The 14221-nt window shown below is 66.1% G+C and carries 13 protein-coding genes; 4 read left to right on the plus strand and 9 right to left on the minus strand.

Features of this window, described 5'->3' with window-relative positions:
- Nucleotides 1–21 precede the first annotated feature (21 nt).
- Both andAd and andAc read right to left on the minus strand, forming a co-directional pair.
- Entirely contained in the window at nucleotides 22–498 is a 477-nt protein-coding gene (andAd, locus tag C5F75_RS26630) for an anthranilate 1,2-dioxygenase small subunit AndAd (RefSeq protein WP_006479528.1), read from the minus strand.
- A 14-nt stretch (nucleotides 499–512) separates the two neighbouring features.
- On the minus strand, nucleotides 513–1784 hold the full coding sequence (gene andAc, locus C5F75_RS26635; RefSeq protein WP_034174903.1) for an anthranilate 1,2-dioxygenase large subunit AndAc: 1272 nt from the start codon (nucleotides 1782–1784) through the stop codon (nucleotides 513–515).
- Nucleotides 1785–1997: 213 nt separating this feature from the next.
- On the opposite strand from andAc, the gene andR reads away from it, so the two are divergent.
- A complete protein-coding gene (gene andR, locus C5F75_RS26640) occupies nucleotides 1998–2960 on the plus strand; it encodes an anthranilate 1,2-dioxygenase regulatory protein AndR (protein ID WP_059639071.1) in 963 nt (320 codons plus the stop codon).
- A 270-nt stretch (nucleotides 2961–3230) separates the two neighbouring features.
- Here andR and C5F75_RS26645 read toward each other — a convergent pair whose 3' ends face one another.
- The 3 genes from C5F75_RS26645 to C5F75_RS26655 all read right to left on the minus strand — a co-directional run bounded on the left by C5F75_RS26645 (nucleotide 3231) and on the right by C5F75_RS26655 (nucleotide 6557).
- Nucleotides 3231–3527: a hypothetical protein gene (locus C5F75_RS26645; protein WP_226288546.1), complete on the minus strand. Its 297-nt coding sequence runs from the start codon at nucleotides 3525–3527 to the stop codon at nucleotides 3231–3233.
- A gap of 118 nt (nucleotides 3528–3645) precedes the next feature.
- The gene (locus tag C5F75_RS26650) at nucleotides 3646–5319 is read right to left on the minus strand and encodes a methyl-accepting chemotaxis protein (protein WP_104012946.1); all 1674 of its coding nucleotides are present in this window, start codon (nucleotides 5317–5319) and stop codon (nucleotides 3646–3648) included.
- Between the two features lie 347 nt (nucleotides 5320–5666).
- Nucleotides 5667–6557 (minus strand): LysR family transcriptional regulator, encoded by an 891-nt coding sequence (locus C5F75_RS26655; protein ID WP_104012947.1) that lies wholly within the window; start codon nucleotides 6555–6557, stop codon nucleotides 5667–5669.
- A 91-nt stretch (nucleotides 6558–6648) separates the two neighbouring features.
- Here C5F75_RS26655 and C5F75_RS26660 point away from each other — a divergent pair, with 91 nt between their 5' ends.
- Genes C5F75_RS26660 through catC form a run of 3 tightly spaced genes read left to right on the plus strand, consistent with a single transcriptional unit; the run spans nucleotide 6649 to nucleotide 9050 of the window.
- Complete coding sequence (locus tag C5F75_RS26660; RefSeq protein WP_059573740.1) at nucleotides 6649–7782, plus strand: muconate/chloromuconate family cycloisomerase; 1134 nt, start codon at nucleotides 6649–6651, stop codon at nucleotides 7780–7782.
- 31 nt (nucleotides 7783–7813) lie between these two features.
- The gene (gene catA / locus C5F75_RS26665) at nucleotides 7814–8716 is read left to right on the plus strand and encodes a catechol 1,2-dioxygenase (protein ID WP_059573739.1); all 903 of its coding nucleotides are present in this window, start codon (nucleotides 7814–7816) and stop codon (nucleotides 8714–8716) included.
- A 43-nt stretch (nucleotides 8717–8759) separates the two neighbouring features.
- A complete protein-coding gene (gene catC, locus C5F75_RS26670) occupies nucleotides 8760–9050 on the plus strand; it encodes a muconolactone Delta-isomerase (protein ID WP_059573738.1) in 291 nt (96 codons plus the stop codon).
- Between the two features lie 106 nt (nucleotides 9051–9156).
- Here the strand turns inward: catC and tssJ are convergent, their stop codons facing one another.
- The 4 genes from tssJ to tssA all read right to left on the minus strand — a co-directional run bounded on the left by tssJ (nucleotide 9157) and on the right by tssA (nucleotide 14218).
- A complete protein-coding gene (tssJ, locus tag C5F75_RS26675; RefSeq protein WP_059573737.1) occupies nucleotides 9157–9675 on the minus strand; it encodes a type VI secretion system lipoprotein TssJ in 519 nt (172 codons plus the stop codon).
- A gap of 13 nt (nucleotides 9676–9688) precedes the next feature.
- A complete protein-coding gene (gene tssG, locus C5F75_RS26680) occupies nucleotides 9689–10744 on the minus strand; it encodes a type VI secretion system baseplate subunit TssG (RefSeq protein WP_226094229.1) in 1056 nt (351 codons plus the stop codon).
- A gap of 65 nt (nucleotides 10745–10809) precedes the next feature.
- Entirely contained in the window at nucleotides 10810–12624 is a 1815-nt protein-coding gene (gene tssF, locus C5F75_RS26685; RefSeq protein WP_059573736.1) for a type VI secretion system baseplate subunit TssF, read from the minus strand.
- 10 nt (nucleotides 12625–12634) lie between these two features.
- Nucleotides 12635–14218, minus strand: coding sequence for a type VI secretion system protein TssA (gene tssA, locus C5F75_RS26690; RefSeq protein WP_059573735.1), 1584 nt, complete (start codon nucleotides 14216–14218; stop codon nucleotides 12635–12637).
- Between the last annotated feature and the right edge of the window lie 3 nt (nucleotides 14219–14221).

A 14221-nucleotide genomic window follows, 5' to 3' on the forward strand; every position in this document is an offset into this window, starting at 1 on the left:
TTCCTTGCTTCGTCGGAGCGGTCAGATCGGCGTCGCGAGCAGCGTCTGCACGCGCGACGTGTCGTAGATTACGCGTTTGGTCTTGTAGCGCAAGCCGTCGGGCGTGCGGACCACCGTGTCGTAGTACTTGCCGGCCTGGTACACGTTCGATTCGCCGTTGCTGCGCGTCTGCACGACCACGTAGTTGCTCTCGGTATCGAATTCGCCGTCGCGTTCGGCGACGATCGTCAGGCCCGACGTCATGTGCCGGTACGTATGCTCCTCGTAGATGTTCGCGTGCCGCAGCGACACCACGCGGTCGCGCAGCATCCGCTGGTTCGTGCAGTGGACGATCCCGACCGGCAGCCCGAGATCGGCGTTCTCCTTCGGCACGATTTCGTACGTGCAGTCCTCGGTGAACATCTCCGGCCAGTGTTCGAGCCGGTCGTTGTCGAGGTGCCCGATGTAGCGGTTCTGGAGCATGTAAATCTCGAACCACGTCTTCATGTCTTCCGTCATTTCTTGCTCCCGCCTCAATAGCCCATCAGCTTCTGATAGCCGACCCAGAACTTGCGGATCAGGCTCTCGGTGATCACCGTGTCCTGCTGGTCCGGATTGCCGCGCGACATCTCGATCACCGACGTCGCGTCGGCATCGCGCACCGTGCCGCGCTGCACGAGCTCGGTCGCCTCCGTGTCTTCCATCGAGATGTAGCCGGCCGGCCCGACCAGGTTCGCCTGCTTGATGCGCAGCGCGCGCAGCTCGGGCGTGTCGTCCGCATAGCCGAAGAAGTGGAAGATCAGCTCGAAGTTGTCCGGCCCCTTCGGCAAGATCTGCCGCGCGACCAGCGTGTTGTGGATCTGCTGGATCACGAGCTGCGGGAAGATCGGCTGGATATGGTTCGTGCAGTCCTCGTCGTATTCCGACACGAGATCGAGGATCGACTCGTCTTCCAGATGGAAGCCCTCGTCGAACGAACGGATGTTCTGCTGCTTGTACGCGGCCGACGTATCGTCGCCCGTCTTCGTCACCGTGATGATGCTGTGCAGCCCGTGGTTCGCATCGGGAATCGAGCGCGCCTTCATCCCGACGCGGAAGATGTTGAAGGTCGTATGGAACAGGTGCAGCATGCTCGCGTGATACGGGTCCTTCACGTTCTCCATGTACAGCTTCCAGTTCGACTTCGAATACTGGCGCGTGCAACCGAGATACTCGATCGGCTTGTGGAAGATCCGGTCGATCCACGGGCGCATCTGCTCGCCGAGATAGTCGGGCAGCGGCGCGACCTCGTCGCTGAAGGTCGCGAACACGAGCCCGCGATAGCTGTCGACGCGCAGCTTGCGCAGCCCGTGCTGCTTCGGATCGAAATCGGCCGGCATCCCGGTCATTCCCTTCTGGCCGCGCCGGAACGGTACGCCGAGCAGGTTGCCCTGGTTGTCGAAGCTCCACTGGTGATAGACGCACGTGTGCGAACTCGCGTTGCCGCGCGACTTGCGGCACACCTGCGCGCCGCGGTGCGCGCAGCGGTTCACCCATGCGGACAGCGCGCCGTCCTCGGTGCGCGTGACGACCACCGGCGTGTCGCCGACGAACGTGCTCTTGAAGTCGCCGGCGTTCGGGATTTCCGCTTCGAGCGCGACGAAATTCCACGTCGGCCCGCGGAAGATGCGTTCCTGCTCGCGATCGTAGACCGCCCGCGAGCTGAACACCTTGTACGGCACGCGCGAGCCGTCGTCGTGCGGGAAGGTCACGTCGGATGCGTCGCCGCGTGCGGCGAAAACGACGGGCGATTCTGTCTGCTCCATGTCGGACTCCTTGTCGATCCGTTGCGTTGAATGCATGGAGCCGATTTTTGAAAAGCTAATATTCGGCGTCTATCCGGAAAGTGCGATTGCGGCGGCGCAATATCCACTTTCGGCGGATTTCTGCGCTAGCATGACGGCACACGCGGCTGGCGCACGATCGCGCCCCCGTTCGCCGGATCGAAGCGCGTGCCGTCCATACCAAGGCTGAAGCCCATGTCCCCAACGTCGTTCGAGCCGCTCGCGCTGCGCGCGCACCGGCTGTTCGAATCCCGCGATCTCGACGAGACGCGCGAGCGGATCTCGCGCGTGATGCAGCCGCACGCGCTGCTGCCGAGCGGCCGCGTGCACGGGGCGTCGCACATGGATTTCGTCAGGCTGGGCGGGCTCGGGATCGGCACGATCGCGTTCGGCGACGCGATGCGCGTGCAGGTCGACGCAGTCGACGGCTATTACCTGCTGATGTTCTGCCTGTCCGGGCACGCGGAAGTCCATGCGATGGGGCGTCGGCTCGGCGTCGACGGCCAGACCGGCGTGCTGTGCGCGCCCGGCGAGCGCTTCGACGCGGTGCTGTCGGCCGATTGCGAACAATTCGTGCTGCGCATCGACGCGGCGACCGTCGGCTCGCTGACCGGCGACCCGCGCGCGACGCTCGATCCCGTGCTGCACGTCAGCGACGCCGCGCTCGCCGCGTGGCGCCAGCAGTTGATGCTCGTCGCGCGCTCGCCCGAGCTGCTCGAACGCGCGAACGCGAACCCGCGGGTCGCGTCGCAGCTCGAGCATCTGCTGATCGACCTGCTGATCGAAGGCCATCCGCCGTCGTCCGTGCCGCACGCATCGCACCGCGACCCGGCGCCGGGCTTCGTGCGGCGCGCGCAGGAGTTCGTCGATGCGCATTACGCGCAGCCGCTGCAGCTCGCCGATATCGTCCAGGCCGCCAACGTGCCCGAACGGACGCTGCGCGACGCGTTCCTGCAATTCCGCGGCATGAGCCCGATGCAATACCTGCGCGCGACGCGGCTCGCGCACGCGCGCGAACTGCTGCGCGGCGCGGCATCCAACCGGCGGATCGCCGATATCGCGCTCGACTGCGGGTTTACCCATCTCGGGCGGTTCGCGATCGCGTATCGGGAAAAGTTCGGCGAATCGCCGTCGGAGACGCTCGACGGGCTGCGCTGAGCGCACGTCCGCGCGTTTTCGGGCGGACGCGCCCGCGGCAGCACGGGCGGTTGCCTGTTGCATGGCACGCGCGCACGGCGACAAGCGGGCCGACGATCATTGCGGTACCGCGCGGCGCCGACCGCTTCGGTGGCTGCGGCCGTCTCCGGCACCGGTTGCTGCGATGGCGCGCGCAGCGCGAGCGGCGTCAGCGGCGTCAGCGGCGTCAGCGGCGTCAGCGGCGTCAGCGGTTAGTGCCGCTGGTGCCCATGCCTGCGCCGTTTGCGCCGGTCATGCCGGTTGCGCTGTGTCGGCAGCGCCCGCGGGCGGCAATCGCGGGCCATCCAGTCGCGACGACGCGCAGGCCAGCGCGCGTTCCACCTGTTCGAACATCGCCCGCGTGGCGGGGCTATGCGGGCACGCGCGCAGCAGCAATTCCAGCCATTTCAGCCGCCGCGCCAGCATCGGCACGACCATCGTGCGCACGATCAGCCGCTGATCCGCGTCGGACGGATCGAAACGCGCGCACGTGTCGACGAGCGCGTCGAGCGTCAGTACTGCCTGAGTCGGGTTCGTCATGAGCGTCATGAACAGATCCACCGCCCGCATCGCCGCGGACGGATCGTGAAAGTGAACGGCGAACGCGCGCGCCGGCGTGTCTGGCGCACCGGCAAGCACGTCGCCACAAGCGCGGACCGCGTGGCGTTCAAAACGCGTGCCACTCGGCGGCCCCGCCCGCTGCCGCTACCGGCACGCTCGGCGGCCGCGCCGCCGCCGGAGGCTGCACCCGCGCCGCAGGCGCAACCGCCGGCGCGGCGGGCTCGTCCGGGGAGGCCTCCGCCAGCCGGAACGCCGACATCGCCGCCTGCAAATGGCCGGCCTGCTCCTCGAGCGAATGCGACGCCGCGGCCGCCTGCTCGACGAGCGCCGCATTCTGCTGCGTCACGCCCTCCATCTGCCCGATCGCCACGTTGACCTGCTCGATTCCCTGGCTCTGCTCCCGCGACGCGGCCGCGATTTCGGCGACGATGTCGGACACCTGCTTGATCGCCTGCTTCACCTGCCCCATCGTCGCGCCGACGTCCGCGGCCTGCTGCGCGCTGTCATGGATCATCGACACCGACGCGCCGATCAGTTCCTTGATCTCCTTCGCGGCGCTCGCGGAGCGTTGCGCGAGGTTGCGCACTTCGCTCGCGACCACCGCGAAACCACGCCCCTGTTCGCCCGCGCGCGCCGCTTCCACCGCCGCATTGAGCGCGAGAATGTTGGTCTGGAACGCGATTCCCTCGATGACGCCCGTGATGTCGGACACCCGGCTGGAGCTGCTGCTGATCTGCTCGATCGTCGCGACCATGTGCTGCACGGCGTCGTGGCCGGCGTCGGCCATTCCGGTCGCGCGCGTCGCGAGCGTATTGGCCTGCTGCGCGTTGTCGGCGTTCTGCTTCACCGTCTCGGTCAGTTGCGTCATGCTCGACGCGGTTTCCTCGAGCGACGCGGCCTGCTCCTCCGTGCGAGCCGACAGATCGGCATTGCCGCTCGCGATCTGGTGCGACGCGATCGCCACCGATTCCGCGCTGCGCTTGATGCCGCGCACCGTCGTGCCGAGCTGCCGGTCCATCGTCTCCAGCGCGCCGAGCAACTGGCCGAATTCGTCGTGCGAGTCGATGTCGATCCGGTTGTCCAGCCGGCCGCCCGCGATTTGGTCGGCCACGCGCACGGCCTTGCCGAGCGGCGTCGAGATATGCCGCAGCAGATGCGCCGACGCCCACACCGCGACCAGCAGACCGACACCGATCAGGCCGATCGCGATCCACAGAATGTTGCGGAAGGTCGATTCGCTGTCGTCGACGAACGATTTCGCCTGCTCGACGTTCAGCGCGATGTCGTCCTCGAGCGCCTGCCTGAGCAGGTTCGCGGTCGGCGACAATCGCTCGATCACCGCCCTGGCCGCGTCGTGATCGCCGCCGTTCATCGCCGCGGCCACGTCGTTCACCCCGGCCCGGAACTGCGGCAGCACGCTGCGGATGCGCTCGGCGATGATGCGTTCCTTGTCGCTCGTGATCGATTCCCCGTAATAACGGCCCCAGATCGTATCGAGACGGCTTTGTTGCGTGCGAATGTCGTCGACCGCGCTGCGCATGAGCGCGGGGTCATGCTCGGCCTGCAGCCGGCGCATTTGCAACCGTATGTTGAACGCGAGCGCGCTGATTTCCGTCAATTCGACGATCGGCACCGTATTGCCCGTATAGGCGCGATGGAGATTCGAATTCAGTCTGGACAGACCGAATACACCGAACGTGCCAATTGCGACCATCAACGCGACGCACACCGCAAGGGTGGCAAAAATCCTGAACTTTATGCTTTTCGCAAATCGACTCACCTCGTTCCCCTCCGGTTTTCCAGGTCGGCAATGAATGAAAAGTGCCGCTTCATGACCCTGGTTTACGGGGAGAAAATCAGATTATTTATGATTCGATATTGCAACAATTAAAACCACACACAGCAAGAATCAATATGCGTCGCCACCCATTATCTCATTATTACGTTTATTTTTTAATACATTAAATTGAGTGCAGCCTGAGAGACGCTTGTTTCGCCGACCAGTTATCTCATTAATAGGGCGGCCGGCGCCAGCTCGACGGCACGAAGCCGCGGCGACAAGCCCGATTCCCCCTCGGAGGAGCGCGTCGAAATAGGCCGTTAGCTGCGATTCGTGCTCGAGTCAGGTCACGTCACCGGCACGAACATCTGCCGTGCAATCGCACAGAACGCCGCCGTGGCCGCGCTCTCACCGTGCAGCCGGCGGCTCATGATGATCGGTGACGTCGCGGCCGGCTCTGGCAGCCGCCGGTAAACCACCCCCTTCACGCGCACGCCCTCCACGCTTTCCGGCACCAGCGACACGCCCACCTGCGCCGCCACGAGCCCAAGCGCCGTCTGCAACTCGCGCACCTCGTGCACGGCCGCCGGCACGACCGCGCCGTCGCGCAGCGCCGACAACTGCTGATCGGCGAAGCTCGGCCGCGGCGTGCTCGGGTAGACGATCATCGTCTCGTCCGCGAGATCCGCGAGCGTCAGCGGCCGGGCCGGATCGGCGAGCCGATGCCCGAGCGGCAGCGCCGCGATCAGCTTTTCCTGGATCAACGCCTCGCGCACCAGTTGGTCGTCGTCGAAGCGCAAGCGGCCGAACCCCACGTCGATCCGCCCGCCCTTCAGCGCGCCGAGCTGTTCGAGCGTGAACATTTCGATCAGCGACAGCTCGACGTCCGGCTGCGCCTCGCGAAACGCGCGGATCACGTCCGGCAGCGCGCCGTACAGCGTCGACGGCACGAAACCGATCACGATCCGCTCCGACAGTTGCGCGAGCCGCCGCGTCAGCGGCCCCAATTCGTCGGCCTGATCGACGAGACGTTTCGCCTGCGCATGGAACACGCGCCCGGCATCGGTCAGTTTCAACGGCCGCGCGCCGCGCTCGAACAGCGGCAGCCCGATCTCCTCCTCGATCGCCTGGAGCTGGCGGCTCAGCGGCGGCTGCGTCATGTGCAGCCGCTCCGCGGCCCGTGTGATGTTCATTTCCTCGGCGACGGCGATGAAGTAACGGAGCTGACGCAATTCCATTTCATGCCTCAAAGGTATGGAAGTAGTCGGAAAGAGTGTTGGACGACGCGGGGCGGGAATTCCTACCATGTGCACCAACAGGAGGAATCGCATGATAGCAACTACCGCCACCATCGAACGCATCGAGACGCTGCTGGTCGACGTGCCGACGATCCGGCCCCACAAATTGTCGGTCGCGACGATGAATTGCCAGACGCTCGTGCTCGTCCGCGTTCGATGCACGGACGGTATCGAAGGCGTCGGCGAGGCGACGACCATCGGCGGGCTCGCCTATGGCGAGGAGAGCCCCGAAAGCATCAAGGTCAACATCGATACCTACTTCGCGCCGCTGCTGCTGGGCATGGACGCGACGCGCCCCGGCGCCGCGATGGCGCGTGCGCGCAAGCTGTTCCAGGGCAACCGCTTCGCGAAGTGCGCGCTCGAGACCGCGCTGTTCGACGCGCAGGCGCGGCGCCTGGGCGTGCCGCTGTGCGAGCTGTTCGGCGGGCGCCGGACCGATGCGGTCGATGTCGCGTGGACGCTCGCGAGCGGCGATACCCAACGTGACATCGCGGAAGCCGAAGCGATGCTCGACGCACGCCGCCATCGCGCGTTCAAGCTGAAGATCGGCTCGAACGCGGTCGCCGACGACGTGGCGCACGTCGTCGCGATCAAGCGCGCGCTCGGCGAGCGCGGCGACGTGCGCGTCGACGTGAACCAGGCCTGGAGCGAAACCGATGCGATCTGGGCCGGCGCGCGGCTCGCCGACGCCGGCGTGAGCCTCGTCGAGCAGCCGATCGCCGCGACCAATCGCGCGGGGCTGAAACGCCTCACGCAGCTCGCGCAGGTGCCGATCATGGCCGACGAGGCGCTGCACGGCCCCGTCGATGCGTTCGCGCTCGCGCAGGATCGCGCGGCCGACGTGTTCGCGGTGAAGATCGCGCAATCGGGCGGCCTGCAGGGCGCGGCGAGCGTCGCGTCGATCGCCGCGGCCGCCGGCATCGAGCTGTACGGCGGCACGATGCTCGAAGGCGCGGCCGGCACGATGGCGTCCGCCCAGTTGTTCAGCACGTTCGACTCGCTGAAATGGGGCACCGAACTGTTCGGCCCGCTGCTGCTCACCGAGGAGATTCTCGTCGAGCCGCTGCGCTACCAGGATTTCAAGCTGCATCTGCCGGCCGCGCCCGGCCTCGGCATCACCTTCGACTGGGCCCGCATCGAACGGATGCGACGCGGCGCCCGCTGACCCCACACGACAACCGAAACCGGAGACACAGATGAACAAGCAAGCCATCGACGCCCTGCTGAAGACCTTCGACGACGCGGCCGAGAAGCCCGGCAACCCGCGCGTGCGCGCGATCGTCAACCGGATCGTGAAGGACATCTGCTACACGATCGAGGACTTCGACGTGCAGCCGAGCGAATTCTGGACGGCGCTCAACTTCCTGAACGAAGCCGGCCGCGAATTCGGGCTGATCGCCGCAGGCCTTGGCCTCGAGCGCTTCCTCGACGTGCGGATGGACGAAGCCGAGGAAAAGGCCGGCATCCAGGGCGGCACGCCGCGCACGATCGAAGGCCCGCTGTATGTCGCCGGCGCGCCGGAATCGGTCGGCCATGCGCGCCTCGACGACGGCACCGATCCGGGCCAGACGCTGATCATGCGCGGCCAGGTGCTCGGCGAGCATGGCGCGCCGCTCGCGAACGCGCTGGTCGAGGTGTGGCATGCGAACCATCTGGGCAATTACTCGTACTTCGACCCGTCGCAGCCCGCGTTCAACCTGCGCCGCTCGATCCGCACCGATACCGAAGGCCGCTACAGCTTCCGCAGCGTGCTGCCGGTCGGCTACAGCGTGCCGCCGGGCAGCAAGACCGAGCAACTGCTCGACCAGCTCGGCCGCCACGGCCATCGTCCGGCGCACATTCACTTCTTCGTTTCGGCGGACGGTTATCGTAAGCTGACGACGCAGATCAACATCGATGGCGATCCGCATCTGTGGGACGACTTCGCGTTCGCGACGCGCGACGGGCTGATCCCGCCGGTGCGGCAGGCGGAGGGCGCGGAAGGCAAGCCGTACGGCGTCGACGGACAGTTCGCGCTGATCGACTTCGACTTCTCGCTGGTCAAGGAAAAGCAGGACGTGCCGGGCAGCGAAGTCGAGCGGGCCCGCGCGCAGGCGTGAGCGCCCTTCCCGTTCGACGAATCGACAACGCAAGGAGTGCAGGATGCTGTTTCATGTGGAAATGACCGTTCGCCTGCCGGCGGACATGGACCCGGTCAAGGCGGCCACGCTGAAGGCCGAGGAAAAGGCGATGTGCCAGCGGCTGATGAACGAAGGCGTCTGGCGCCATCTGTGGCGCATCGCAGGGCAGTATGCGAACGTCAGCATTTTCGACGTCGAGAGCGTGCAGCAACTGCACGACGTGCTGAGCCAGTTGCCGCTGTTTCCGTACATGGAGATGGACGTGCGGGCGCTGTGCCGGCATCCGTCTTCAGTACGGGACGACGATCGGTGATGCCCTTGCGGCCCATCATCGCCGGGCAACCGGCGCATGGGCCGCATTTTCAGTTCAAGTCGCCTGCGTCAGCGCGGTCTCTTTCGCGCCCCCGACAGCAGTGCGATCACTTCGGCCTATCCCCCGCCATCTGCAATCCGGTCGATGTCAAACCGACGCGTAGCGGCTTGTGCGGATCGAGCTTCCTTTTCTCGATGACGCGCTTCCAGCCGCCGGCTGCGTCCGGGACGCGATACAACGCGACGATCGCCACATACTCCGTCTCGCGTTGCATCGGTTGAGACAAGCTCGACGAAGCTCCGGGGTTCACGACGGCCGACATATCGGCCTGCAGATCCTGAGCAAGCACCGTCCGGTCGTTCTTCAACAGATCGTCGTACGATGCTCCGTCGAACATCTTGCGGTCCTTCAACTGGTAGACGCGAACGGCCACCGACGTCGGCCGCCCTGCGTCGTCGGGGTTCAGTTCGGCACGGGCGACCAGATCGACGTCAAGCACCTTCACCTGCTTGAAAAACACGGCGCGATACGCATTCGACGACGCGTCCGACACGGACTGCCAGGCACCGCAACCTGACAGCAGCAAGACGGCGACGGCGGTAGCCGCACTCATTCGATAGAACATGGGAACTCCGGAATCAGATCGTGCGCGGCACGAGATGCGGGTTGGGTTGCGGTACGGGGAACGCCTCGTACACGCCAAGCGCGATGCCGATCATGCGTTCATCGACCGACGGCAGCACCGTCGTCCAGCCGAGACGCGGCGCCGGGCCGGCATGTTCGACGCCGACGGTCGGATGCGGAACGAACCTTGACGACACTTCCATCCGCAAATGCACATCGGCCTTGACGCCGACATACAGCTGGATGAATGCCATCACCTCTCGATGCAGCCACGCACCGGGCAACAGGTCCTGAGCCTGCCGTTCGTCGACCGGCCGCAATGTCACGCGCACCGCGCGGCTGCGATACGCGAGACGCCTGCCGAGCACGTAACCGCCGCCGAGCCCGCCGCGCTTCCCGTCCGACAGCGCGTCCGCATCCGGCTTCGCCGACGTCAACGGCTTTGGCCGACCGCTACTCGTCGTCACCGCCCAGAATTCGTCCACCCGAACATCGGCTCCCGGCGCGGCGAGCGCCACCACGCCGGCCAGCCCTTCCGACGTGCGTGTCCGCTGGATCAGCAGCCCCAGCAGGGCAAGCATCCGGGAATCCGGCAAACCCGCACGCAAGGGCTTGTCGCCCCATCCGAATCCGGCGAGACACAACAGGCTGCGCGAATAATCGTCGACTCCGCCGACCTGGAAACGCTCCGGATAACGATATTTCTTCCATGCGCGATACAGCAGCGTCGCCACCCGGTGGTTGAACGGATCGAGAAACGCCTCGACCGCCTCATGCCCTTCCTCCCGCAGTACGATCTCGTCGATCATGTGCGACGGCATCGCCGCATCGACGCCGTAAAGCCCCATGAACGTCGTGCGCACGGTCGGCGGTGCCTCGGGGTGCTCGTCGTCGAATTCGACCGCGGCCATCTCGCCCGCCGGAAACCCCAACCGCGGACGCGGCCGGAACCGCACCGGCTCGTGCTCCGGCGTATCGCGCGTACCGAATCCGGCGCGTTCGGGCGTACACGCCTCCAGCAGCCGACAGAACTGCATGAACGTCATCTTCGGCGCTCGCTGGAACAGCATCCCGACAACCGTCGGCACCCCCTTCGACGCGGCAGCTTCGGCCACCGTCCGATCGATCGAAGCCGTCATAGCGGCGCCCGCCGAGCCTTGCTGCGCGGCCACTCCGTCCGCGACCGGGACGGCAGGCTGACGATCGCCAGCTTCGTGAACAGATTGATCTCCGCATACGCGCCGAAGAACCGATGCAGCAGCTCGCCGAACAGCATCACGTCGCCTTCGCCGGAGAACGCGTGCGAATCGAGCGTGATCTCGATCAGCACACCGCGTTCCACCGCGCCGCCCGATACTTCTTCCAGCATGTCCTGCGACACATGCAGGATGCCGGCGAGCCGCCGCCGGTTCAGCTCCTCGTTCGTCCAGTCGTACAGCGCCAACGCGCCGCGCAATACCTCCGCGTTCATCATCGACAGGAAATTCGGCGCGAGATGCGACAGCACGCGCCACTGGAAGCGGTCTTCGGTCGGCGGATACAGCGGCAACGTCGGCGCGACGAGATTGCGCACACCCCCGACGTTCGGCGTGCTGGCCGCCAGCTCGTCGAGGCTCGCCTCGCGCAGCCCCTTGCGCGGCAGCAGCCCGTTCGTCCCCGTCACGCGCAGCGACAGGCTTTCCTCGGGCAGCGTGTCCATCGACTCCCACGCGTGCCCGCCGAGGATCACCCACATTTCGTGCAACCCCGATACGCCCGAACGCACGCGCGTGTGGAAATAGCGCTCCGGCGCCTCGTGCCGCAGCATGCCGCCGCGGTGCCGGAACGTCGCGAACGGCACGTATTCGTATCGCTCGGCCGTATCGTGATCGAACGTCGCGACTGCATCGACCGAATACGTCTCGACATGCTCGCCCTGATGGCCGGCCGGCACCACGCGATATTCGGTTTCGTGATGATCGATCTCGATCGGCTCGGCATCGAGTTCGAACAGGTTGATCACCGGCGAGCAGAACAGCCGCACGTTTTCCGCGTTGAAGCGCTGGTCCGACGGATAGGCGTCCTTGAGGACCATCTCCAGCTCGAAGCGGGTCGATGTTTCCGGAAGCGTGGAGATGTCCAGCCCGCACAGATCGACGAACAGAAACTTCTCGCGGAACGTGAAGTATTCGAGCAGCAGCTGATATCCGGAGAATGCCGCATCGGCTTTGGGCCACAGCCGTTCTTCCGTCGAAAAGCCGGCCGGCTCGATCGTGACGCCCGGCAGCGGCACGGCTTCTCCGTCGCGTATTTCCGGAACGCGCCAGTGAATCGCATCGACCTGGCGCGTCAACGCAAGATGCATCGCGAATGCGGTCGGCAGATCGGCGTTCAGGTGCAGCCGCAGCCGCGACAGATCCGTCTCCTTGCGCAGCGCCGAGCCGTGCAACGCGAAGCGCAGGCGGATCACCGAACGGCCGTCGTGACGCACGGCCGGCCCGGCATGCGTGATCGAGACCGGCTGCAGCGCAACGGCCTGCGTCGTCCGATACAGACATTGCACCGTCCGCGGCGCCACGCCTTCCGCGCCGCTCGCAGACGGCACGTTGATCGGCGCGGAACGCACCGGCACGCCGGCAGGCACGACGATCGTTTTCTGAAGCGTCTCCGCGAACGGCGTCAGCTCGACGATCGACAGCGAAGGAATCATCCGCAGATAGTGCGGCCACAACAGGCTGACGAGCCCTTCGGTCAACTCCGGCAATTCGTCGTCGAGTTTCTGCCGTAGCCGGCCCGTCAGGAACGCGAAGCCCTCGAAAAGGCGCTCGACGTACGGATCGCGATCGCCGACGCGGTCCAGATTGAGCAGGCGCGCCCGATCGGGGTGCGCCTTCGCGAATTCCTTGCCGGACTCGCGCAAGTAACGCATTTCCGCTTCGTAGTAGCGCAGGATGGGATCGTCGTTGTCCATGAAAAATCCATTACGAAAGAGTCAATGCGCGCGCGGGATCGAGTACCGTGAGTTCCGCATGCAGTTCGCCGATCCGGCGCGCGAGCGCAGGCTTGTCGGCATCCTTGCGGCTGCTCGTCGCTTTCAATGCGTTGACCAGTTGTTGCTTGACCTCGAACGTCAGCGCCGGCTCCCAGCGCATCAGTGGCAGCGAGCGGGACGTGGCGTCGAGTTCGACCAGGAGCGCGAGCGCTGCATCGTGACGGCCGACGTGGTCGGCCAACCGGGCCATCACGAGCCGCTGCAAGTAGCGATGTCGATCGGTTTTCATGCCGGGCAGCGCTTCGAGCCACGCGAACGCCGCCTCGATACCCTCACGCCCCACCAGTTCGCGGGCCTGGGCTTCGATCTCCGGCCAGTCGCCGGTTGAGTCGCTTTCGCTATCCGCGGAGACCGGCAGCGGCGCAACGGCCTCTCCCGCCTCCAGGTCGCGCACGACCGCGTGCCGGGCAATCCATTCGAGTGTCGTGTCGTCGGCGAAGGGCGTGCCGTCGCTGAACGCCAGCCGTTCGATGCCGGGCAAGCGTTCGAGGAATAGCGCGAAATCGGCGCGCAGCAATGCTCGCCACGCGCCGTACGGCGTACCGACGTGATCGAGCGCCACATGCTGGAAGTACTGCAGATCGAACCACAGGTGATTCGCGCCCTCCATGAATGCGCCTTCGACCCGCTCCAGCAACTCGTGCCAGTGCTTCTGCAGCACGAGGCGCTTCATCTGCTGGCGCAACTCCGCGCGTGGGGGCGCCAGACGCGTATGCGACGCGGCATCCGCCGGCGGCACGTCGTGCAGCGTGTCCCAACGAATGCTTCGCGCGACGCGTACCGAAGGCAGGTAGCCGTTTTCCTGATCCCGCAGCCACGTCGACATCGCACGTGCCTGATCGAGCAAGTCGCGCGTCGACGCGATCGAGCCGGCTGAAATTTTGCCCGGCGCACTGGCCGGCGGCACTGCCGTGCCGGAATCGGCCCCGTGCGCCGGTGCTTCCTTTTTATCGAAGCGCGACACGAGCGGCTGCAAATTCGGACGGGCGGCGTCGGGCCACGCCTGCGTGCACGTCACGAGCACGCCGAGTGCGGCAAGCGCACGCTCGAGATCGGCCGGCGCGAAATCGCCGTGGCGGTCCAGCGCGTCGATCACACGCGCGGTGGCGAGCATGTCCAGCGCGGCTTTCCTCGCTTCGTGGCGGGCGGGCAACAGCGCCTCGCCGAACCGGTCGACGAGCGCGGCGGCCAGTTCGAGCCCGTCGGCGAAACCGGCCGGGCCGTCCTGCCGCAGGCGCGCGAACGCGTAGTAGCCGGCCACGCGCAAATCCTTTCCCGTCTCCTTCAGCAGGTGTTCGCACGCGCGGACGATCAACCCGTCGTCGATTCCCGACAGCTTGCCGGCTTCGTCCTTCATTTCGAAGAACGCTTCTTCGTAGCCGGGATCGCGCCCGCACGCATGCTCGCCCGGTATCGGCGCGATCCATGCGGCCCAGGTGTCCGTGCGTCCCCGATGGAGCGAATCGGCACGCGTGCCGCCGACAAGGGTCTTCACAAAATTGGCTAGCGTCATCGC

Origin of the sequence: Burkholderia anthinoferrum (assembly GCF_002925705.1) — a bacterium.
In the GTDB taxonomy this organism is placed as follows: domain Bacteria; phylum Pseudomonadota; class Gammaproteobacteria; order Burkholderiales; family Burkholderiaceae; genus Burkholderia; species Burkholderia semiarida.

What these genes read in the sequence shown, in the direction of transcription:
- andR (WP_059639071.1), top strand. Translation starts at nt 1,998, where the DNA reads ATGTCCCCAACGTCGTTCGAGCCGCTCGCGCTGCGCGCGCACCGGCTG.
- tssJ (WP_059573737.1), bottom strand. Translation starts at nt 9,675, where the DNA reads ATGTTCTATCGAATGAGTGCGGCTACCGCCGTCGCCGTCTTGCTGCTG.
- andAc (WP_034174903.1), bottom strand. Translation starts at nt 1,784, where the DNA reads ATGGAGCAGACAGAATCGCCCGTCGTTTTCGCCGCACGCGGCGACGCA.
- C5F75_RS26655 (WP_104012947.1), bottom strand. Translation starts at nt 6,557, where the DNA reads ATGGAATTGCGTCAGCTCCGTTACTTCATCGCCGTCGCCGAGGAAATG.
- tssF (WP_059573736.1), bottom strand. Translation starts at nt 12,624, where the DNA reads ATGGACAACGACGATCCCATCCTGCGCTACTACGAAGCGGAAATGCGT.
- catA (WP_059573739.1), top strand. Translation starts at nt 7,814, where the DNA reads ATGAACAAGCAAGCCATCGACGCCCTGCTGAAGACCTTCGACGACGCG.
- tssG (WP_226094229.1), bottom strand. Translation starts at nt 10,744, where the DNA reads ATGCTGTTCCAGCGAGCGCCGAAGATGACGTTCATGCAGTTCTGTCGG.
- C5F75_RS26645 (WP_226288546.1), bottom strand. Translation starts at nt 3,527, where the DNA reads ATGACGCTCATGACGAACCCGACTCAGGCAGTACTGACGCTCGACGCG.
- catC (WP_059573738.1), top strand. Translation starts at nt 8,760, where the DNA reads ATGCTGTTTCATGTGGAAATGACCGTTCGCCTGCCGGCGGACATGGAC.
- C5F75_RS26660 (WP_059573740.1), top strand. Translation starts at nt 6,649, where the DNA reads ATGATAGCAACTACCGCCACCATCGAACGCATCGAGACGCTGCTGGTC.
- andAd (WP_006479528.1), bottom strand. Translation starts at nt 498, where the DNA reads ATGACGGAAGACATGAAGACGTGGTTCGAGATTTACATGCTCCAGAAC.
- tssA (WP_059573735.1), bottom strand. Translation starts at nt 14,218, where the DNA reads ATGACGCTAGCCAATTTTGTGAAGACCCTTGTCGGCGGCACGCGTGCC.